This window comes from Pseudomonas sp. IzPS59, assembly GCF_014863505.1.
GTDB lineage: Bacteria > Pseudomonadota > Gammaproteobacteria > Pseudomonadales > Pseudomonadaceae > Aquipseudomonas > Aquipseudomonas kribbensis.
In genome coordinates this window covers 3,940,880-3,961,313 of sequence record NZ_CP062251.1, presented here as the reverse complement: position 1 = coordinate 3,961,313, position 20,434 = coordinate 3,940,880, and the positions used below count along the sequence as shown (strand labels likewise).

General features: G+C 60.1%; 21 protein-coding genes. 9 read left to right on the top strand and 12 right to left on the bottom strand.

What is annotated here, in order from left to right:
• Positions 1 to 182 precede the first annotated feature (182 nt).
• Positions 183 to 1,439 (top strand): NADP-dependent isocitrate dehydrogenase, encoded by a 1,257-nt coding sequence (gene icd / locus IF189_RS17745; RefSeq protein WP_085712383.1) that lies wholly within the window; start codon positions 183 to 185, stop codon positions 1,437 to 1,439.
• Positions 1,440 to 1,518: 79 nt separating this feature from the next.
• On the opposite strand, the gene IF189_RS17740 is transcribed toward icd, so the two are convergent.
• Complete coding sequence (locus IF189_RS17740) at positions 1,519 to 1,800, bottom strand: cold shock domain-containing protein (RefSeq protein ID WP_114884011.1); 282 nt, start codon at positions 1,798 to 1,800, stop codon at positions 1,519 to 1,521.
• 224 nt (positions 1,801 to 2,024) lie between these two features.
• Between IF189_RS17740 and clpS the strand changes: the two genes are divergently transcribed.
• Positions 2,025 to 2,408, top strand: a complete 384-nt coding sequence (clpS, locus tag IF189_RS17735) for an ATP-dependent Clp protease adapter ClpS (RefSeq protein WP_011334948.1) — start codon at positions 2,025 to 2,027, stop codon at positions 2,406 to 2,408.
• A gap of 30 nt (positions 2,409 to 2,438) precedes the next feature.
• Positions 2,439 to 4,709 carry an ATP-dependent Clp protease ATP-binding subunit ClpA gene (gene clpA, locus IF189_RS17730; RefSeq protein WP_085712381.1) on the top strand — a complete coding sequence of 757 codons (2,271 nt, stop codon included), beginning with the start codon at positions 2,439 to 2,441 and terminating at the stop codon, positions 4,707 to 4,709.
• A 115-nt stretch (positions 4,710 to 4,824) separates the two neighbouring features.
• On the opposite strand, the gene IF189_RS17725 is transcribed toward clpA, so the two are convergent.
• The 4 genes from IF189_RS17725 to aat all read right to left on the bottom strand — a co-directional run bounded on the left by IF189_RS17725 (position 4,825) and on the right by aat (position 8,150).
• Positions 4,825 to 6,126, bottom strand: a complete 1,302-nt coding sequence (locus IF189_RS17725) for an IS4 family transposase (protein WP_134828704.1) — start codon at positions 6,124 to 6,126, stop codon at positions 4,825 to 4,827.
• 246 nt (positions 6,127 to 6,372) lie between these two features.
• Positions 6,373 to 6,591, bottom strand: coding sequence for a translation initiation factor IF-1 (infA, locus tag IF189_RS17720; protein WP_002553999.1), 219 nt, complete (start codon positions 6,589 to 6,591; stop codon positions 6,373 to 6,375).
• A gap of 112 nt (positions 6,592 to 6,703) precedes the next feature.
• Complete coding sequence (locus IF189_RS17715; RefSeq protein WP_119427033.1) at positions 6,704 to 7,411, bottom strand: arginyltransferase; 708 nt, start codon at positions 7,409 to 7,411, stop codon at positions 6,704 to 6,706.
• Between the two features lie 58 nt (positions 7,412 to 7,469).
• Positions 7,470 to 8,150: a leucyl/phenylalanyl-tRNA--protein transferase gene (gene aat / locus IF189_RS17710; protein WP_134826231.1), complete on the bottom strand. Its 681-nt coding sequence runs from the start codon at positions 8,148 to 8,150 to the stop codon at positions 7,470 to 7,472.
• A 475-nt stretch (positions 8,151 to 8,625) separates the two neighbouring features.
• On the opposite strand from aat, the gene IF189_RS17705 reads away from it, so the two are divergent.
• The 6 genes from IF189_RS17705 (at position 8,626) to cysG (ending at position 16,132) form a co-directional block, all read left to right on the top strand.
• Positions 8,626 to 11,034, top strand: a complete 2,409-nt coding sequence (locus IF189_RS17705) for a DNA translocase FtsK (RefSeq protein WP_134826232.1) — start codon at positions 8,626 to 8,628, stop codon at positions 11,032 to 11,034.
• Between the two features lie 65 nt (positions 11,035 to 11,099).
• Complete coding sequence (gene lolA / locus IF189_RS17700; RefSeq protein WP_007958184.1) at positions 11,100 to 11,720, top strand: outer membrane lipoprotein chaperone LolA; 621 nt, start codon at positions 11,100 to 11,102, stop codon at positions 11,718 to 11,720.
• 24 nt (positions 11,721 to 11,744) lie between these two features.
• Positions 11,745 to 13,067, top strand: coding sequence for a replication-associated recombination protein A (locus IF189_RS17695; protein ID WP_114884005.1), 1,323 nt, complete (start codon positions 11,745 to 11,747; stop codon positions 13,065 to 13,067).
• Entirely contained in the window at positions 13,067 to 13,441 is a 375-nt protein-coding gene (gene crcB / locus IF189_RS17690; protein WP_007958188.1) for a fluoride efflux transporter CrcB, read from the top strand. The genes IF189_RS17695 and crcB overlap by 1 nt, the downstream gene beginning before the upstream one ends.
• A gap of 15 nt (positions 13,442 to 13,456) precedes the next feature.
• On the top strand, positions 13,457 to 14,737 hold the full coding sequence (serS, locus tag IF189_RS17685; RefSeq protein ID WP_134826233.1) for a serine--tRNA ligase: 1,281 nt from the start codon (positions 13,457 to 13,459) through the stop codon (positions 14,735 to 14,737).
• On the top strand, positions 14,738 to 16,132 hold the full coding sequence (gene cysG, locus IF189_RS17680) for a siroheme synthase CysG (RefSeq protein ID WP_134826234.1): 1,395 nt from the start codon (positions 14,738 to 14,740) through the stop codon (positions 16,130 to 16,132).
• Between the two features lie 42 nt (positions 16,133 to 16,174).
• Here cysG and IF189_RS17675 read toward each other — a convergent pair whose 3' ends face one another.
• The 7 genes from IF189_RS17675 to IF189_RS17645 form a co-directional block, all read right to left on the bottom strand.
• Positions 16,175 to 17,176, bottom strand: a complete 1,002-nt coding sequence (locus IF189_RS17675; protein ID WP_134826235.1) for a glutathione S-transferase family protein — start codon at positions 17,174 to 17,176, stop codon at positions 16,175 to 16,177.
• Between the two features lie 91 nt (positions 17,177 to 17,267).
• A complete protein-coding gene (locus IF189_RS17670; protein WP_134826236.1) occupies positions 17,268 to 18,269 on the bottom strand; it encodes a glycosyl transferase family protein in 1,002 nt (333 codons plus the stop codon).
• Positions 18,266 to 18,601 carry a TusE/DsrC/DsvC family sulfur relay protein gene (locus IF189_RS17665; RefSeq protein WP_134826237.1) on the bottom strand — a complete coding sequence of 112 codons (336 nt, stop codon included), beginning with the start codon at positions 18,599 to 18,601 and terminating at the stop codon, positions 18,266 to 18,268. The genes IF189_RS17670 and IF189_RS17665 overlap by 4 nt, the downstream gene beginning before the upstream one ends.
• Positions 18,598 to 18,891 carry a sulfurtransferase complex subunit TusB gene (gene tusB / locus IF189_RS17660; RefSeq protein ID WP_114883996.1) on the bottom strand — a complete coding sequence of 98 codons (294 nt, stop codon included), beginning with the start codon at positions 18,889 to 18,891 and terminating at the stop codon, positions 18,598 to 18,600. Before tusB ends, IF189_RS17665 begins: the two co-directional genes overlap by 4 nt.
• On the bottom strand, positions 18,891 to 19,247 hold the full coding sequence (gene tusC, locus IF189_RS17655) for a sulfurtransferase complex subunit TusC (RefSeq protein WP_134826238.1): 357 nt from the start codon (positions 19,245 to 19,247) through the stop codon (positions 18,891 to 18,893). Before tusC ends, tusB begins: the two co-directional genes overlap by 1 nt.
• 1 nt (position 19,248) lies before the next feature.
• Positions 19,249 to 19,641, bottom strand: a complete 393-nt coding sequence (gene tusD, locus IF189_RS17650; protein ID WP_134826530.1) for a sulfurtransferase complex subunit TusD — start codon at positions 19,639 to 19,641, stop codon at positions 19,249 to 19,251.
• A 77-nt stretch (positions 19,642 to 19,718) separates the two neighbouring features.
• The gene (locus tag IF189_RS17645) at positions 19,719 to 20,423 is read right to left on the bottom strand and encodes a YoaK family protein (protein ID WP_134826239.1); all 705 of its coding nucleotides are present in this window, start codon (positions 20,421 to 20,423) and stop codon (positions 19,719 to 19,721) included.
• Positions 20,424 to 20,434 lie beyond the last annotated feature (11 nt).

Sequence of the window (20,434 nt, the reverse complement as noted above, 5' to 3'; positions counted from 1 at the left end):
GGTCGCAGGGCGGGGTGGGGCGTAGAGTCGCCGTGAATGCTTGAGATTGGCGCTTTTCCCTTTGCTTTCAGGCTTGTACGAAACGAGATGTGGCCGCGCCCGGAACAGAGGGTTTGCGTGTTGATTCAACTGGGTTACGCTCGAACCAAGCCAGATGTTCAATCCAAACAATGGAGTTCAGCATGGGTTACAAGAAGATTCAGGTTCCAGCCGTCGGCGACAAAATCACCGTCAACGCAGACCATTCTCTCAATGTCCCTGATAACCCGATCATTCCCTTCATTGAAGGTGACGGCATTGGCGTCGACGTCAGCCCTGTGATGATCAAAGTGGTTGATGCTGCCGTGGCCAAGGCCTACGGGGGCAAGCGCAAGATTTCCTGGATGGAGGTTTATGCTGGCGAAAAAGCAACTCAAGTCTACGACCAGGACACCTGGCTGCCCCAGGAAACCCTGGACGCCGTCAAAGATTACGTCGTTTCCATCAAGGGCCCGCTGACCACTCCAGTCGGTGGCGGCATCCGCTCCCTCAACGTTGCCCTGCGTCAACAGCTCGATCTCTATGTCTGCCTGCGTCCGGTTGTGTGGTTCGAAGGCGTGCCAAGCCCGGTGAAAAAGCCCGGCGACGTCGACATGGTGATCTTCCGCGAGAACTCCGAAGACATTTATGCCGGTATCGAATGGAAGGCCGGCTCCCCTGAGGCCACCAAGGTCATCAAGTTCCTGAAAGAAGAAATGGGTGTCACCAAGATCCGTTTCGACCAGGATTGCGGTATCGGCATCAAGCCTGTTTCCAAAGAAGGCACCAAGCGTCTGGTGCGCAAGGCCCTGCAATACGTGGTGGACAACGATCGCAAGTCGCTGACCATCGTGCACAAGGGCAACATCATGAAATTCACCGAAGGTGCCTTCAAGGACTGGGGCTACGAAGTGGCGCGGGATGAATTCGGCGCCGAGCTGCTGGATGGCGGCCCGTGGATGAAATTCAAGAACCCGAAAACCGGCCGCGAAGTCATCGTGAAGGACGCAATCGCCGACGCCATGCTCCAACAGATCCTGCTGCGTCCGGCCGAATACGATGTGATCGCTACCCTCAACCTCAACGGTGACTACCTGTCCGACGCCCTGGCGGCGGAAGTGGGCGGTATCGGTATTGCGCCGGGTGCCAACCTGTCCGACACCGTGGCCATGTTCGAGGCAACCCACGGTACTGCGCCGAAATATGCCGGCAAGGACCAGGTCAACCCGGGTTCGGTGATCCTGTCCGCCGAGATGATGCTGCGTCACCTGGGCTGGACCGAGGCGGCTGACCTGATCATCAAGGGCACCAACGGCGCGATCAAGGCCAAGACCGTGACCTACGACTTCGAACGTCTGATGGAAGGCGCCACACTGGTATCGTCGTCGGGCTTCGGTGAGGCAATCGTCAAGCACATGTAAGAAAGGCAGCTGCAACGAAACCGCCCGGCTCGTGTGATCGAGCCGGGCGGTTTGTTTTCTGGCAGGTGTTCTGGTTGCTTCAGCTGGTCACTGACTGGTGATGAGCCGCTGGCGAGACGGCGTCTTTTGCGGCCTCGACATTCTGAATTTTTGTGGCGTGCAGGCCTTTGGGGCCTTGCACGATCTCGAATTTGACGATTTGCCCGGCTTTGAGGGTTTTGTACCCGTCCATTTCAATGGCGGAGTAGTGCGCAAAGAAATCGATTTCCTTGCCGTCCTCGTCTTTCCCCTCGCGGGCGTCGGTGTTGATGAAACCGAACCCCTTGGCATTGTTGAACCATTTCACCTTGCCGACAACCATGCTCAAATCCCTCTGCAACAGTCTCCATCGCTGGAGTATCATCCAATTCATCCGCAGTCGAATCCGTTAAAAAGATTGACTCCGCGGATCTTTTTTACCCACTGTGGGTTCTATTGGTTGTAACACCGTTTTCCCGATAGTCAAGGTGACCGGGCAGTCGGAGTTGAAAACGTGTCAAGCCGCCCCCACCACTGTATTTGCACAACTGACGAACCTTTCTTTCCATGCATGCAATCAGCCAGATTCGACTAACATTCAATCAGGATCGCCCGCTTCTCCAAAAGGATCTTCCACAGGAGCACGACGACGATTCGGCAGGCGTTGCTGTTCAGGAAGCAAAGCCTGCGTTACAGGCGCCGCCGATGTACAAGGTGGTTTTGTTTAATGATGACTACACACCGATGGATTTCGTCGTCGAAGTGCTCGAGGTGTTTTTTAACCTGAATCGCGAGCTGGCGACCAAGGTCATGCTGGCCGTCCACACAGAAGGGCGGGCAGTATGTGGAGTGTTTACCCGCGACATCGCCGAGACAAAGGCCATGCAGGTCAACCAGTACGCCAGGGAAAGCCAGCATCCGCTACTCTGTGAAATCGAGAAGGACGGTTAATCGCCGACCACTTGGGTATGAGGTGAAGCTATGTTAAACCGCGAGCTCGAAGTCACCCTCAATCTTGCCTTCAAGGAGGCTCGTTCGAAGCGTCATGAGTTCATGACCGTCGAACACCTGCTGCTGGCCCTATTGGACAATGAGGCTGCCGCCACCGTATTGCGTGCCTGCGGCGCAAACCTCGACAAACTCAAGCACGACCTGCAGGAGTTCATCGACTCCACCACGCCGCTGATCCCCGTCCATGACGAAGATCGCGAAACCCAGCCAACCCTGGGCTTCCAGCGTGTGCTGCAACGTGCTGTCTTTCATGTACAGAGCTCGGGCAAGCGCGAAGTAACCGGCGCCAATGTGCTGGTTGCAATCTTCAGTGAGCAAGAGAGTCAGGCAGTGTTTCTGCTGAAACAGCAGAGCGTTGCACGAATCGATGTCGTCAACTATATCGCCCATGGCATTTCCAAGGTGCCGGGGCATGGCGATCACTCTGAAGGTGAACAAGATATGCAGGACGACGAGGGCGGTGAGTCTTCTTCTTCAGGCAATCCGCTGGATGCGTATGCCAGCAACCTCAACGAACTCGCACGCCAGGGCCGGATCGATCCGCTGGTCGGGCGTGAAACGGAAGTCGAGCGTGTCGCGCAGATTCTCGCGCGTCGGCGCAAGAACAATCCGTTGCTGGTAGGCGAGGCAGGTGTGGGTAAAACCGCGATTGCCGAAGGTCTGGCCAAGCGCATCGTCGACAACCAGGTGCCGGACCTGCTGGCCAACAGCGTCGTTTACTCCCTCGATCTGGGCGCCTTGCTCGCAGGCACCAAATATCGCGGCGATTTCGAGAAGCGCTTCAAGGCGCTGCTCGGTGAGCTGAAAAAACGTCCGCAGGCGATCCTGTTCATCGACGAGATCCACACCATCATCGGTGCGGGTGCTGCGTCCGGTGGCGTCATGGATGCCTCGAACCTGCTCAAGCCGCTGCTGTCGTCGGGTGACATTCGCTGCATCGGTTCGACCACGTTCCAGGAATTCCGTGGCATCTTCGAGAAGGATCGGGCCCTGGCCCGCCGCTTCCAGAAGGTCGATGTGGTCGAGCCGTCGGTGGAAGACACCATCGGTATCCTGCGTGGCCTGAAAGGGCGTTTCGAGCAGCACCACAACATCGAGTACAGCGATGAGTCGTTGCGCGCCGCGGCAGAACTGGCTTCGCGCTACATCAATGACCGGCATATGCCGGACAAGGCCATCGATGTGATCGACGAGGCGGGCGCCTACCAGCGTCTGCAGCCGGTCGACAAGCGTGTGAAACGCATCGACGTGCCACAGGTTGAAGATATCGTGGCGAAGATCGCGCGGATTCCGCCGAAACACGTCACCAGTTCCGACAAGGAGCTGCTGCGTAACCTGGAACGCGACCTGAAACTGACGGTGTTTGGTCAGGATGCGGCGATCGATTCGCTGTCGACCGCGATCAAGCTGTCCCGTGCCGGCCTCAAATCGCCGGACAAACCGGTCGGTTCGTTCCTGTTCGCCGGGCCTACCGGTGTCGGTAAAACCGAGGCCGCGCGGCAATTGGCCAAGGCGCTGGGGATCGAGCTGGTTCGTTTCGACATGTCCGAATACATGGAGCGCCACACCGTATCGCGTCTGATCGGTGCGCCTCCGGGTTATGTCGGTTTCGACCAGGGCGGTCTGCTGACCGAGGCGATTACCAAGCAACCGCATTGCGTATTGCTGCTCGATGAAATCGAGAAGGCGCATCCGGAAGTCTTCAACCTGCTGCTGCAGGTGATGGATCACGGCACGCTGACCGACAACAATGGGCGCAAGGCGGACTTCCGCAACGTGATCGTGATCATGACCACCAACGCCGGTGCCGAAACTGCGGCGCGTGCTTCGATCGGTTTCACTCATCAGGACCACTCGTCCGATGCGATGGAAGTGATCAAGAAGAGCTTTACGCCGGAATTCCGCAACCGCCTGGACACCATCATTCAATTTGGTCGCCTCAGTCACGAGGTCATCAAAAGCGTGGTGGACAAGTTCCTCACCGAACTTCAGGCGCAGCTGGAAGACAAGCGGGTTCTGCTGGAAGTTACCGACGCGGCGCGCAGCTGGCTCGCGGCCGGTGGCTACGACTCGGCAATGGGCGCTCGCCCGATGGCGCGTCTGATCCAGGACAAGATCAAACGTCCGCTGGCGGAGGAGATTCTGTTTGGCGAACTGGCCGAGCATGGCGGTGTGGTGCACATCGACATCAAGGATGGTGAGCTGACGTTTGACTTCGAGACCACCGCAGAAATGGCTTGATGGCGGGTAAGTGAAAAGGCGCCTTCGGGCGCCTTTTTGTTGTCTGGTTGTTGGGTGTGAATATCCGTTTCTTCGGGTGCTGCGGCTTATGGTTCCGCCCTTACGGCCATCCCTTTCAAGGTCTTTTCGTTTTAGCGGCCTTGATTACCCGGTCCGTTGAAACATGTGCATGCACCGCAGTGCCTTGCACCCATGTTTTGGGTTTAGGCACCTTGGGGCCCCGTGGACTTTTCGCAACTTGTTTGGGTTGGATGTTTCTGGCCAGTTCCAACAAGCGCTGGGCCAGTTTTTCCAGAGGTATGACGGGAAAATATTCCAGGGGCAGCGCGATTTGCAGGCCTTCATAACCACTCCGGACCTGAACCGCCAAGTGATAGGTTGAGGCTTCCCAGCCGTCAGGCTGAGTATCCTGATGGGCTTGCTCGACGCTTCGCTTGAGTACGGCCAGGACGTTGTAGGCCAATACCGCGGTAGCGAACCCGAGCAATGCAGCCTTTGGACTACCAAGGGTTTCGATTTCGCTTTCCAGGATTGCTTCCAGTCGCTGGAACATGCCTTCTATGCTCCAGCGACGGCGATAGAGTTCCGCGATCTGCTGTGCGCTGATGCTTTCAGGCAGGTTGCTCCAGAACATCAAGCTGCTGTCACCCGAGTCCGTTGGCGAGTGAAGCGTCAGTTCAACACGCCGACACTGGTAACCGCCTCTGACCTGAATAATCTGCTCACGCACAGTGCCCGTGTTTACAGGCACTGGTTCTTGCCAATGCCCCTCTTGAATCAGGCGTGGATGCTTGGCTTGTTGACGAATGACAAAGGAGGTTTTGACCTGCTCGCAAGCCTCCATGACCGGGAGCGTGCAATAGAGTCGATCGGCCAGCCACACCTGGCCCGGCTCGGCATCGGCCAAGAGAGGCAACACGCAAACACGCTCGCTTGCGTAGGCATCCTCGCACGCCTGCAGGTCGATGACCTGGTCCAGGTCGGGGTCGTAGACAACCACCGAGAAACCGGGTCGAGCGGCACCACGCTCGTGGCGTAAAGCCCCCAGTCGTTTCTCGGTGGATGCCAAGTGATTACCGTCTACCACCCGGACCTGCCACTCCGGCAGCATCTGCGTGCAACCCAACTCCTTGATGGTTGGAGCCAGGCGCTGCGCACAGCCCGTGACCAGTGCGCGCAACAGAGCTGGCTCGGTACGACTGATCTTGTCGTAGAGCGCCGCCAGACTGACAGGAAGATCTTCCAGTTGCCGCGCGGCGGCGTGCAGGGAAGGCTTCAAGCCCAATGAAACAAGGGACATCAGCTTGATAATGGTCGAGAACAACAGCTCACGAGAATACTGCCGTTGCCGATGTTCTTCGAAGACCTGATCAACCCACTCAGGGGCAATAGCGTGCTCCAGTGCCAATTTGGCCATAACGCTGGCAGGTGCTTTTTTCTCGAACCTCGCTAAAACCTCTGCCCACATCGCTTCGTCGTCCTGACTGAATTTTTGGGGCATTTTAACCAAAGACCTTGAAAGGGATGGCCGTAAGGGCGGAACCCTAAGAAGCCGTTACCGCAGCAACGGATATACACTCAAAACTCAAGTACAAACCCAAAGCGCCAAATCCCAGACAAACAAAAACGCCCGGCAAATGCCGGGCGTCTTGTATTGACTTGATTAGCGAGCGCGGTAAGTAATACGCCCTTTGCTCAAGTCATAGGGCGTCAGCTCGACGCGCACTTTGTCACCGGTAAGAATACGAATGTAGTTCTTGCGCATCTTGCCGGAAATATGCGCGGTTACGACGTGCCCATTTTCCAACTCCACACGAAACATGGTGTTGGGCAGGGTGTCGACGACAGTGCCTTCCATTTCGAAGCTGTCTTCTTTCGACATGCAGTAAAGCCCTCGGTATCCAATGAATGGCCCGGTGCAACTGCGCCAGGCAAAAGCGGCGTGCATTGTGCCCGAAAAATGGGGTTTACGCCAAGGGGTTTAGGGCTTTCGATCAGTTCAGGATGACCCAGCGCTGATTAATCAGCAGTTCGATAGGCCGATATTGGGTCTTGTAGTTCATCTTTTTGCAGTTTTTGATCCAGTAGCCAAGGTACACGGCTTCAAGCCCAAGGCGTCCGGCTTCAGCGATTTGCCAGAGGATGGCGTAGCGTCCGAGGCTGCGGCGTTCTTCTTCCGGTTCGTAGAAGGTGTAGACCGCCGACAGGCCGTTGGGCAGCAGATCGGTGACGGCGACGGCCAGCAACCGTCCGTCGAGCCGGAACTCGTAGAAGCGTGAGAAGGGCAGGTCGCGAACCAGAAAAGTCGAGAATTGATCACGGCTCGGCGGGTACATGTCGCCGTCGGCATGGCGCTGTTCGATGTAGCGCTGATAAAGATCGAAATACTCTTCGCTGAAGGCCGGTTTGACCGGGCGCACCTGCAAGTCGGCGTTACGTTTGAAAATGCGCTTTTGTTGGCGATTCGGGTTGAACTGCGCCACCGGAATGCGCGCAGGCACGCAGGCATTGCAGTTCTGGCAATGCGGGCGGTACAGATGATCGCCGCTGCGACGAAAGCCCATTTCCGACAGGTCTGCGTAGACATGCACATCCATGGGCTGGCTCGGATCGAGAAACAGGGTAGTGGCCTGTTCCTCGGGCAGATAACTGCAGGAATGAGGCTGAGTGGCATAAAACTTCAACCGCGCCAACTCGGTCATGATCAACCCTCAGGGGTAAGCTGGTGAATTAAGTGTAAGCCACGCGCGCAAAAGTCGCTCAGCAAACCCAAGTGGCCAGGTTGGGCCGGTCGAGGTGCCGGGCCAGATACTCGGCAAAGGCGGGGCGGGAAATTGCCCGGGCGCCCAGGCTGTGCAGATGATCGGTCGGCATCTGGCAGTCGATCAACACGAAACCCGAGTCTTTCAAGTGCCGCACCAGCGTGGCAAAGCCGTACTTGGAGGCATTGTCGGCACGACTGAACATCGATTCCCCAAAAAACAGCTGCCCCATTGCCAGGCCATAGAGGCCGCCGACCAGTTTGCCCTCATCCCACACTTCCACTGAATGGGCGAAGCCCCGCTGGTGCAGTTCAATATAGGCATCCTGCATGGCCTGGGTGATCCAGGTGCCATCTGCGTAATCCCGTGGTGCGGCGCAGGCGCGGATAACCGCTTCGAAGTCCTTGTCGAAGGTCACTTGATAGCGTTGCTGACGCAGCAGTTTGCCCAGGCTGCGCGAGACATGCAGTTCGTCGGGAAACAATACGGTGCGCGGATCCGGCGACCACCAGAGGATGGGCTGTCCTTCGGAGAACCACGGAAAGCAGCCGTGGCGATAGGCCTGGATCAGGCGATCGGCGGACAGGTCACCGCCAGCCGCCAGCAATCCGTTGGGATCGCGCATGGCCTTTTCCAGTGGCGGGAAAGTCAGTGAATTGCGTTGTAACCAAGTCAGCATGGCGTCCAGGCTTGCAGAAGGGGAGGGCGGTGGGCGGCGGGGCCCGTTGCAAAGTGTGCCGTTAATTGGCGCGAATGTCCTCCCGAACCTGCACGAAGTCGGCGTTGCTGCAACTTGCCTTCCGGGATGCGGTCGTAGACGGGCGACGAGCTTGAGGGTGCATGCTTCGCTACGTTCATCAAATACACCTCATAAGCCTTTGTCACAAAAGACAATGCATGCTCAAATTGCGTCGCAGGTTTGGTCTGCTTGGCTATGCTTGAACATGGGGTTTGAAGCATGGCATCGAACGCGCAAACCCGTACAATGCCGGGCTGTTACAGAATATTCGCAGTGTGTCATGTTTATAAAAGAGCGGGCGCAGTGTTAAAAGTAGTCTCAGTTGCGCCCGTCAATTTTTTACCTGTCTGGATTGGGCAGTTTTTTATCGTCATTCAATAGATGGACGCGCCGCTGGCGCAGGAAAAGAAGCGTTTTGAAGAAATCCACGGAAGCACCAAAAACAGTCGTTCCGCTTTGGCGCCAGCAATTGCACTACCGGCTCAAGGAAGGTGCATTGATCGCCATCGGCGCTCTGTGCCTGTTCCTGATGATGGCTTTGCTGACCTACGGCAAGGATGATCCGGGCTGGAGCCACAACAGCAAGATCGACGACGTGCAGAATTTCGGCGGTCCGGCGGGCTCCTACAGCGCCGACATTCTGTTCATGGTGCTGGGTTACTTCGCGTACATCTTCCCGTTGCTGCTGGCGATCAAGGCGTATCAGATCTTCCGTCAGCGCCACGAACCCTGGCAGTGGAGCGGCTGGCTGTTTTCCTGGCGCCTGATCGGCCTGGTGTTTCTGGTGCTGTCCGGCGCCGCGCTTGCGCACATTCATTTCCATGCGGCCACCGCGTTGCCGGCCGGTGCGGGTGGCGCGTTGGGTGAAAGCCTCGGTGACCTGGCCCGCAATGCCCTGAACATTCAAGGCAGCACATTGCTGTTCATCGCACTGTTCCTGTTCGGCCTGACCGTATTCACCGACCTGTCGTGGTTCAAGGTGATGGACGTCACCGGCAAGATCACCCTCGATCTGTTCGAACTGTTCCAGGGCGCGATCAATCGCTGGTGGTCGGCGCGTACCGAGCGCAAGCAACTGGTGGCGCAACTGCGTGAAGTCGATGACCGGGTGCACGACGTGGTCGCACCGACCGTCACCGACAAGCGCGAACAGGTCAAGGTCAAGGAACGCTTGATCGAGCGTGAGCAGGCCCTGAGCAAGCACATGTCCGAGCGCGAGAAACAGGTTCCGCCGGTCATCGCCCCGGCTCCGGTCAAGGCGCCGGAGCCGAGCAAGCGCGTGCAGAAAGAGAAGCAGGTGCCGTTGTTCGTCGACAGCGCTGTAGAAGGCACCTTGCCGCCGATTTCGATCCTCGATCCTGCGGAAAAGAAACAACTCAATTATTCGCCCGAATCCCTGGCAGCGGTCGGCCACTTGCTGGAGATCAAGCTCAAGGAGTTCGGTGTCGAAGTCACCGTGGACTCGATCCATCCGGGCCCGGTCATTACCCGTTACGAAATCCAGCCGGCTGCCGGTGTGAAGGTCAGCCGTATCGCCAACCTGGCGAAAGACCTTGCACGTTCGCTGGCGGTGACCAGTGTGCGGGTGGTGGAAGTGATTCCGGGCAAGACCACGGTCGGTATCGAGATCCCCAACGAAGACCGCCAGATAGTGCGTTTCTCCGAAGTGCTGTCGACGCCCGAGTACGACAACTTCAAATCGCCGGTCACCCTGGCCCTGGGCCACGACATCGGCGGCAAACCGGTCATCACCGACCTGGCGAAGATGCCGCACCTGCTGGTGGCCGGTACCACCGGTTCCGGTAAGTCGGTGGGCGTGAACGCGATGATCCTGTCGATCCTGTTCAAGTCCGGGCCGGACGACGCCAAGCTGATCATGATCGACCCGAAAATGTTGGAACTGTCGATCTACGAAGGCATTCCGCATCTGCTGTGCCCGGTCGTGACCGACATGAAGGACGCCGCCAACGCCCTGCGCTGGAGCGTTGCCGAGATGGAGCGTCGCTACAAGCTGATGGCGAAAATGGGCGTGCGAAACCTGTCCGGCTTCAATGCCAAGGTCAAGGAAGCCCAGGACGCCGGCGAGCCGCTGAGCGATCCGCTGTACAAGCGCGAAAGCATCCACGACGAAGCGCCGCTGCTGCAGAAGCTGCCGACCATCGTCGTGGTCGTGGACGAATTCGCCGACATGATGATGATCGTCGGCAAGAAGGTAGAAGAACTGATCGCCCGTATCGCCCAGAAGGCGCGTGCGGCCGGTATCCACCTGATCCTCGCGACCCAGCGGCCGTCGGTGGACGTGATCACCGGTCTGATCAAGGCCAACATCCCGACACGAATGGCTTTCCAGGTATCGAGCAAGATCGACTCCCGGACCATCATCGACCAGGGCGGCGCCGAACAACTGCTCGGCCACGGTGACATGCTCTACATGCCGCCAGGCACCAGCCTGCCGATCCGGGTTCACGGCGCCTTCGTATCCGACGATGAAGTTCACCGGGTGGTGGAAGCCTGGAAACTGCGCGGCGCGCCGGAATACAACGACGACATCCTCAACGGTGTCGAAGAGGCGGGCAGTGGTTTTGAAGGCAGCAGCGGCGGCGGTGACGGCGACGATCCGGAAGCCGACGCGCTGTACGACGAAGCCGTGCAGTTCGTACTGGAAAGCCGCCGCGCCTCCATTTCCGCTGTGCAGCGCAAGCTGAAGATCGGCTACAACCGTGCGGCGCGCATGATCGAAGCCATGGAAATGGCCGGCGTCGTGACGTCCATGAACACCAACGGTTCCCGCGAAGTCCTGGCCCCTGGCCCGGTGCGCGACTGATTCAAATGCAATGGACGGTGCATGAAGCGCCGTCCACTTTCCCACGCGTATTCAAGAGGACTCCCATGCGTCTTATCCGCATGTTGCTGCCGGTACTGGCTCTGACCACCCTCACGGCTCACGCCGATGACAAGGATGTGGCACGCCTGACCCAATTGCTGGAAACATCCAAAACCCTGACCGCCAACTTCTCCCAGCTGACCCTCGATGGCAGCGGCACCCAGTTGCAGGAAACCACCGGCGACATGACCCTGCAGCGCCCGGGCCTGTTCTACTGGCACACCAATGCGCCGGCCGAGCAGACCATGGTCTCCGACGGCAAGAAAGTCACCCTGTGGGACCCGGACCTGGAGCAGGCCACCATCAAGAAACTGGACGAGCGTCTGACCCAGACCCCGGCCCTGTTGCTGTCCGGTGACGTGTCGAAGATCAGCCAGAGCTTCGACATCAGCGCGAAAGAAGCGGGCGGCGTGATCGACTTCACCCTGAAGCCGAAAACCAAGGACACCCTGTTCGACAGCCTGCGCCTGTCGTTCCGCAACGGTCTGGTCAATGACATGCAACTGATCGACAGCGTCGGCCAGCGCACCAACATCCTGTTCACCGGGGTGAAGGCCAATGAAGCGGTCCCGGCCTCGAAGTTCAAGTTCGACATCCCGAAGGGTGCCGATGTGATCCAGGAATAACCTCAGAGGTTTCAACGGTACGTGATGGATCTGTTTCGCAGTGCACCGATTGCCCAGCCACTGGCCGCCCGTTTGCGGGCGACCAATCTGGATGAGTACGTCGGTCAGGAACACGTGCTTGCTCGCGGCAAACCACTGCGCGAAGCGCTGGAGCAGGGTGCCCTGCATTCGATGATCTTCTGGGGCCCGCCGGGCGTGGGCAAGACCACCCTGGCGCGGCTGCTGGCGGAAGTCTCGGATGCGCACTTCGAAACGGTGTCGGCCGTGTTGGCCGGCGTCAAAGAGATCCGTCAGGCAGTGGAGATCGCCAAACAGCAGGCCGGCCAGTATGGAAAGCGCACGATCCTGTTTGTCGATGAAGTGCACCGCTTCAACAAGTCCCAGCAGGATGCGTTTCTGCCGTACGTTGAAGACGGCACGCTGATTTTCATCGGCGCCACCACCGAAAACCCGTCCTTCGAATTGAACAACGCATTGCTGTCGCGGGCGCGAGTCTATGTACTCAAGAGTCTCGACGAAGCGGCGTTGCGCAAACTGGTGCACCGCGCCCTCACCGAAGACCGTGGCCTGGGCAAGCGTCATCTGACCCTCAGCGATGAAGGCTTCCAGATGCTGCTGTCCGCCGCCGATGGCGATGGCCGACGTTTGCTCAACCTGCTGGAAAACGCCTCGGACCTGGCCGAAGACAACAGCGAGATGGGCACCGAGTTGCTGCAAAGCCTGCTCGGCGACACACGCCGGCGATTCGACAAGGGCGGTGAGGCGTTCTACGACCAGATTTCCGCGCTGCACAAATCGGTTCGCGGCTCGAATCCGGATGGCGCGCTGTACTGGTTCGCGCGGATGATCGACGGCGGCTGCGATCCGCTGTACCTGGCCCGCCGCGTGGTGCGCATGGCCAGCGAAGACATCGGCAATGCCGACCCCCGCGCCCTGAGCCTGTGCCTGGCCGCGTGGGAAGTGCAGGAGCGCCTCGGCAGCCCCGAAGGTGAGCTGGCAGTGGCCCAGGCCATTACGTATCTGGCCTGCGCGCCGAAAAGCAACGCGGTGTACATGGGCTTCAAGACCGCGCTGCGCGCCGCCGCCGAACACGGCTCGCTGGAAGTGCCGCTGCATTTGCGCAATGCGCCGACCAAACTGATGAAGCAATTGGGTTACGGCGACGAATACCGCTACGCCCATGACGAGCCGGACGCCTATGCCGCCGGCGAAGACTATTTCCCGGAAGAACTCGACCCGATTCCGTTCTATCAGCCCGTGCCCCGTGGCCTGGAGTTGAAGATCGGCGAGAAGCTCAACCACCTTGCCCAACTCGATCGTTTAAGCCCCCGGCAGCGGAGAAAATAGTGGTTCCATTGATCGTTGCAGTCTCCGTCGGCGGGATTGCCGGCACCTTGTTGCGCTTCGCCACCGGCAATTGGGTCAACGCCAATTGGCCGCGGCACTTCTATACCGCGACGCTGGCCGTTAATATCGTGGGCTGCCTGTTGATCGGCGTGTTGTACGGCCTGTTTTTGATACGCCCGGAAGTACCCATCGAGGTGCGTGCCGGGTTGATGGTCGGCTTCCTCGGGGGGCTGACGACTTTTTCATCCTTTTCACTGGATACGGTGCGCCTGCTGGAAAGCGGGCAAGTGCCGCTGGCCCTGGGCTATGCGGCTATCAGCGTATTCGGCGGGCTGCTCGCGACGTGGGCCGGCCTGTCCCTGACCAAACTTTGATAACGAGAAACCGACATGCTCGATTCCAAACTGTTACGTAGCAACCTCCAGGACGTAGCGGACCGCCTGGCTTCCCGTGGCTTTGCCCTGGATGTCGCGCGCATCGAAGCGCTGGAAGAACAGCGCAAGACCGTCCAGACCCGCACCGAAGCACTGCAGGCTGAGCGTAACGCGCGTTCCAAATCCATCGGTCAGGCCAAGCAGCGCGGCGAAGACATCGCGCCGCTGATGGCGGACGTCGAGCGCATGGCGGGCGAACTGAGCGCCGGTAAAGTCGAGCTGGACGCGATCCAGACCGAACTGGATTCGATCCTGCTGGGCATTCCGAACCTGCCGCACGAATCGGTACCGGTCGGTGAAGACGAGGACGGCAACGTCGAAGTCCGCCGCTGGGGTACGCCGACCGCGTTCGACTTCCCGGTTCAGGACCACGTGGCCCTGGGCGAGAAGTTCGGCTGGCTCGACTTCGAAACCGCCGCCAAGCTGTCCGGCGCGCGTTTCGCCCTGCTGCGCGGCCCGATTGCCCGTCTGCACCGCGCACTGGCGCAGTTCATGATCAACCTGCACGTCAACGAGCACGGCTACGAAGAGGCTTACACGCCTTATCTGGTTCAGGCTCCGGCGCTGCAAGGCACCGGTCAACTGCCGAAGTTCGAAGAAGACCTGTTCAAGATCGGTCGCGAAGGCGAAGCCGATCTGTACCTGATCCCGACCGCCGAAGTGTCGCTGACCAACATCGTGGCCGGCGAAATCGTCGATTCGAAACAGCTGCCGATCAAGTTCGTCGCCCACACCCCGTGCTTCCGCAGCGAAGCCGGCGCGTCGGGTCGCGACACTCGCGGCATGATCCGCCAGCACCAGTTCGACAAGGTCGAGATGGTGCAGATCGTCGAGCCGTCGAAGTCGATGGAAGCGCTGGAAGGCCTGACCGCCAACGCCGAGAAAGTCCTGCAACTGCTGGGTCTGCCTTACCGTACCCTGGCGCTGTGCACCGGCGACATGGGCTTCAGCGCGGTCAAGACTTACGACCTGGAAGTGTGGATCCCGAGCCAGGACAAATACCGTGAAATCTCGTCGTGCTCCAACTGCGGCGACTTCCAGGCCCGCCGCATGCAGGCGCGTTTCCGCAACCCGGAAACCGGCAAGCCTGAGCTGGTGCATACCCTGAACGGTTCCGGCCTCGCGGTCGGTCGTACCCTGGTGGCCGTGCTGGAAAACTACCAGCAGGCCGACGGTTCGATCCGGGTACCGGACGTGCTGAAGCCGTACATGGGTGGCCTCGAGGTCATCGGCTAAATGAAATATCTGCCGCTGTTTCACAACCTGCGCGGCAGTCGTGTGTTGGTTGTCGGTGGGGGGGAAATTGCCTTGCGCAAATCCCGCCTGCTGGCCGATGCCGGTGCGCTGCTGCGGGTGGTCGCACCTGAAATCGAAGCGCAACTGCGCGAACTGGTCGCTACCAGCGGTGGTGAGTGCCTGTTGCGCGGTTACGCCGAGACGGATCTGGACGGTTGCGGGCTGATCATTGCCGCCACCGACGACGAAGCCTTGAACGCGCAAGTCTCCGCTGATGCTCATCGGCGTTGCGTGCCGGTCAATGTGGTGGATGCGCCGGCGCTGTGCAGCGTGATCTTCCCGGCGATCGTCGACCGCTCGCCACTGATCATCGCGGTGTCCAGCGGCGGCGATGCGCCGGTGCTGGCCCGGTTGATTCGCGCCAAGATCGAAACCTGGATTCCTTCGACCTACGGCCATCTGGCCGGGCTGGCCGCGCGGTTTCGTGATCAGGTCAAAGGCCTGTTTCCCGATGTGCAACAGCGTCGCGGTTTTTGGGAAGACGTGTTTCAGGGGCCGATTGCCGACCGGCAACTGGCCGGGCAGGGTGCCGAGGCCGAGCGTCTGTTACAGGCGAAGATCGACGGCGAAGCGAGTGTTACCACTGGCGAGGTGTATCTGGTGGGCGCAGGGCCGGGTGATCCGGATCTGCTGACCTTCCGTGCCTTGCGCCTTATGCAGCAAGCCGATGTGGTGCTGTACGACCGCCTGGTGGCTCCGGCGATTCTTGAGCTGTGCCGTCGCGATGCCGAGCGGGTTTACGTCGGCAAGCGTCGCGCCGATCACGCCGTGCCGCAGGATCAGATCAACCAGCAACTGGTGGACCTGGCCAAGGCCGGCAAGCGTGTGGTGCGGTTGAAGGGCGGGGATCCGTTCATCTTTGGCCGTGGCGGCGAAGAAATCGAGGAACTGGCGGCCCATGGCATTCCGTTCCAGGTGGTGCCGGGCATCACCGCAGCCAGCGGTTGTGCGGCGTATGCCGGGATTCCGCTGACCCATCGCGATTACGCGCAGTCGGTGCGTTTCGTCACCGGGCACCTGAAGGATGGTTCCACCGATCTGCCGTGGGCCGACCTCGTCGCGCCGGCGCAGACGCTGGTGTTCTACATGGGCCTGGTGGGCTTGCCGGTCATCTGCGAGCAGTTGATCAAGCATGGTCGTGCGGCCGATACCCCGGCGGCGCTGATCCAGCAGGGCACCACGGTCAATCAGCGGGTCTTCACCGGTACGCTGGCCGATCTGCCGCGTCTGGTGGCGGAGCATGAAGTGCATGCGCCGACACTGGTGATTGTCGGCGAAGTGGTGCAACTGCGCGAGAAACTGGCGTGGTTCGAGGGCGCTCAGGGTCAGGTCTGACTCTGAAGGGATCGCTCCCACGCGGTGGGAACGATCCTGCTCTCAACCTCTGCGCCAAACCCCTTTTCCGCCCAACCGGTTCCGGTCATGGGCAACTTTGAAATCCTGTTTCGGCCCCTTCGGCACAACCCCGGTCGGGTTGATGGTCTTGTGGCTGCCGTAGTAGTGATTCTTGATGTGCTGAAAATCCACGGTCTCGGCAATGCCCGGCCACTGGTACATCTCACGCAGCCAGTTCGACAGGTTCGGATAATCGCTGATCCTCCGCAGATTGCATTTGAAGTGCCCGTGATACACCGCGTCGAAACGAATCAGCGTGGTGAACAACCGTACGTCCGCTTCGGTCAGGTATTCGCCCGTCAGATAACGATTGGCGCCCAGCAGCTGCTCCAGATGATCGAGTTCGGCAAACACATCGTCGAATGCTTCTTCATAGGCATTTTGTGAGGTCGCGAAACCGGCGCGGTATACGCCGTTGTTCACGGCGGGGTAGATCCGCTCGTTCAGCGCATCGATCTCGCTGCGCAATGGCGCCGGATAGAAGTCCAGATCGTTGCCGGTCAGGTCATCGAAGGCACTGTTGAACATGCGGATGATTTCCGCCGATTCGTTGCTGACGATGCGCTTGAGCTTCTTGTCCCACAGTACCGGCACGGTGACGCGGCCGGTGTAGTAAGCGGTGTCAGCGGTGTAGCGCTGGTGCATGAAGTCGAAGTGGTCGAGCTTGTCGCCTGTCGAGCCGAGGTTCTGGTCGAAGGTCCAGCCGTTTTCCAGCATCAGCCAGCTGACGACTGAAACGTCGATCAGGCTTTCCAGGCCCTTGAGCTTGCGCAGGATCAGCGTGCGATGGGCCCACGGACAGGCGAGGGAGACGTAAAGGTGATAACGCCCTGCTTCGGCGGCAAAACCGCCTTCACCGCTCGGGCCCGGCTCGCCGTTATGAGTAACCCAGTTGCGGCGCTGCGCCTGTTCGCGCTGGAACGCGCCATCCTTGCTGCTTTCGTACCACTTGTCCTGCCAGCGGCCGTCGACGAGTAAACCCATGATCAAGACTCCAGAAACCAATAATCGTTGGAGTGGAGTCTATTCCGATGAGTTCGAACAAAAAGCGCAAAGATCGGGCGTGAATGATCGGTTAAATCGATTTGTTCCGTGCAGCCCAGTATTGCTCGGCGGTTTCGAACGCCTGTTCCCGGCTTTGGCCAAGGCCACGCAATGCCAACGCCATAGTCGAAATCAGCGCCATTTGCGGGTAGCTGTCGACCACATCGCCGCGCCAGACAGCCTTCAGATGCTCGACATCCAGCGACGCCGGTTTGACGTGACGCTGCGCCGACAGCTGCGGCCATTCCTCGTCCCAGCTCTCGCCGCCGGATGTGCCGTACAGGTGACTGTCGGCATCCGGGTTGATCTCGATTTCGCCGCCGTCACCCTTGATCACGATCGCCGTATCGCCGAGCAGCCCGCTGGCATCGCGGTGCACCGCCTGGTAGCCGGGGTGGAAAATGCTCTGCAAACCGCAACGCGCGCCCAACGGATTGAGAATCCGTGCCAGCGAGTGGATCGGCGAGCGCAAACCGAGGGTGTTGCGCAGGTCGATCATCCGTTGCAGCTGCGGCGCCCAGTCCATCAGCGGCATGAAGGCCAGGCCGCCGTTATCCAGCGCCGCGCCGACTTGTTGCCAGTTGCGGCACAGCGGAATGTTCAACTCACCGAGCAGTTGTTCGGAATACAAACGCCCGGCAGTGTGCGCGCCGCCGCCGTGCATGAAGATGCGCACGCCGTTCTGCGCCAGGCACTTGGCCGCCAGCAGATACCACGGCAGGTGACGTTTCTTGCCGGCATAGGTCGGCCAGTCCAGATCAACATTCAGTGCCGGCGCCTGCAAGCGTTCGCGCAGGGCTTCGGTGAACCCGGCCATTTCCTCGGCGCTTTCTTCCTTGTGCCGCAGCAACATCAGGAAGGCGCCGAGCTGGGTTTCTTCGACCGCTTCGTCGAGGACCATGCCCATGGCTTCCCGGGCTTCCTCGCGGGTCAGGTCGCGGGCGCCGCGCTTGCCCTTGCCGAGGATGCGCACGAACTGGGCGAACGGATGCTCGACGGGCGTTTCGAGGGTCAGCGTTGGATAGTCGGTCATAGGCAATTCGTCGGTTTGGGCAGGCCCGCCAGTTTCGCGGCGAGTTTGGCAGGGGTGCCTTTGAACAGTCGGTTCAGGTGCAGGCTGTTGCCTTTCTCCGCGCCAAGCTTGAGCGCGGTGTACTTGATCAGCGGTCGGGTGGCCGGCGACAGCTGGAATTCGGCATAGAAGCTGCGCAGCAGTTCGAGGACCTCCCAGTGTTCCGGGCTCAGTTCGATCTCTTCGGCAGCGGCGAGGGCGCTGGCGACTTCTGCCGACCAGTCGTTGAGATCGACCAGGAAGCCGTCCTTGTCCAGTTCGATGGCGCGTGCGCCGACGGTCAGCGCATTCATAGCCAGCTGTTGACCTTGTCGTGGTGGATCGACAGCTCGACGAAGGCCGGATAATCGATGGCTTCGGCCCAGTCTGGAACCTGCACGGCACGGGCTTGCGCATCTTCGGCCAGGACGAACAGTTTCACCCGGCGAGTTTCCAGCGCATTGAACGGCGCGGTGCCGGGTTGCAACGCATAAGCGGCATCACCGCACAGCAGCAGCGCGTCGGCAGTGCCGAGCAGACGCAGGCAACTGGTCAGGCGTTCGTCGCCGAACGGGGAATGAGACAACACATGCAAAGTCGACATCAGAGGGTGATCACCTGGTCGTAACGGTCAATAAGGGCGGTGATTTGCGCGGCGGCCAAAGGCTGCGCCTCGTCCAGTGAACGATCGCCGAGGCCGCGAGCACTGGCGCTGTCGGCGCAGTAGAACAGCTCTTCGACGCCGAACATTGGCAGCGCTTGCAGGTTGGCGCTCAGGTCTTTCTGTTGCAGGGCCTTGGCGTTCTGTCCGGCAGCCAATTGCAACACGCCGTCGTCAAGAAACAGCAGGCCGATCGGCAGGTCGAAGGCGCCGCCGGCCAGCACGATGTCCAGAGCTTCGCGGGCTCCGGGGCCGGACCATGGCGATTGACGGCTGATAATCAGAAGGGACTTGGCCATGTCATGCGCCTCCGAAGCAGATCAGACGGTCGGCATCCTGTACCGCATCATGCAACTGGCCGAGACCGGACAATTCCCACGGTGCGCTGACGGCCACGGCATTACGCTGATAACGCCCGGCTTCCTCGGCATTCAGCACGCCACGGCGCAGGGCGGCAGCGATGCACACCACGCCGTCGAGGTTTTGTTCGGTGATGAAGGTTCGCCACTGTTTGGGCAGGTCCAGTTCGTCCTGGGGCGTGACCACGGCGTCGGACGCGTTGTAGACCCCGTCCTGATAGAAAAACAGCCGGACAATTTCATGCCCGCCGGCCAGCGCAGCCTGCGCGAACAGCAGGGCGCGGCGCGAGGAGGGCGCATGGGCGGCGGAAAACAGTGCGATGGCGAACTTCATGACGGACTCGATCAGCAAAACTGCGGCCATGATAAAGCTTTCTCGGCGGGGCGGCGAAGTCGATGTTGCCGCAGACGTCAGCGCGGCATGTAACCCAACTGCCAGCGCCGGGGGATTTTCAGCGAGACCAGGCCGATCAATGCAGCCAGCAAACCGCTGGCGTACAGCGCCTTGAGCCCCAGGTGATGCTCCAGCACGGCACCGAGGATGGCGCCGATGAACATCCCGCTCCACGGCACCAGCTGCACGCGCCAGCCATTGCGTCGCTCGCCCATGATCCAGCGCCCCAGACCGCGGCCGAACCGTGAAAGTGCACCGGTGACATAGGTCAGCCCGACCGCCAGACCGTTCACTTCCTCCACCGCAGCATTGAGCATGCCCATGGCGATGATCGCCGCCAGCAGTGCCGGGAGTTGCACCTCGGACGGCCAGGCGGCGGCCCCGCAGAGCAGCATCGCGATGCACAGCAGCAACGGCAGTGCGCGGCGCCCGCCGAGGCGACCGATCACCACACCGAGGGCGTTGCCCAGGATGAACGTGGCGACGAGGATCACCAGTCGTAGCGTCAGACTCACATCGCCATCACTGATCGCCACCGCCAGCCGTGTCGTGTTGCCGCTCATGAATGAAACGAAGTCGCCGCTGGCCATGAAGCCGATGGCATCGGTCATCCCCGCCAGCACCGAGAGCGCGGCCACCATTGCCAGCCCTATGCGACCGCGCCATTTTTGCGTGTGCAAGTGGCCGGGGCTGGCGCGGTGAGTCGAGGCGGTTGGCAGCATTGGCGCAGAGG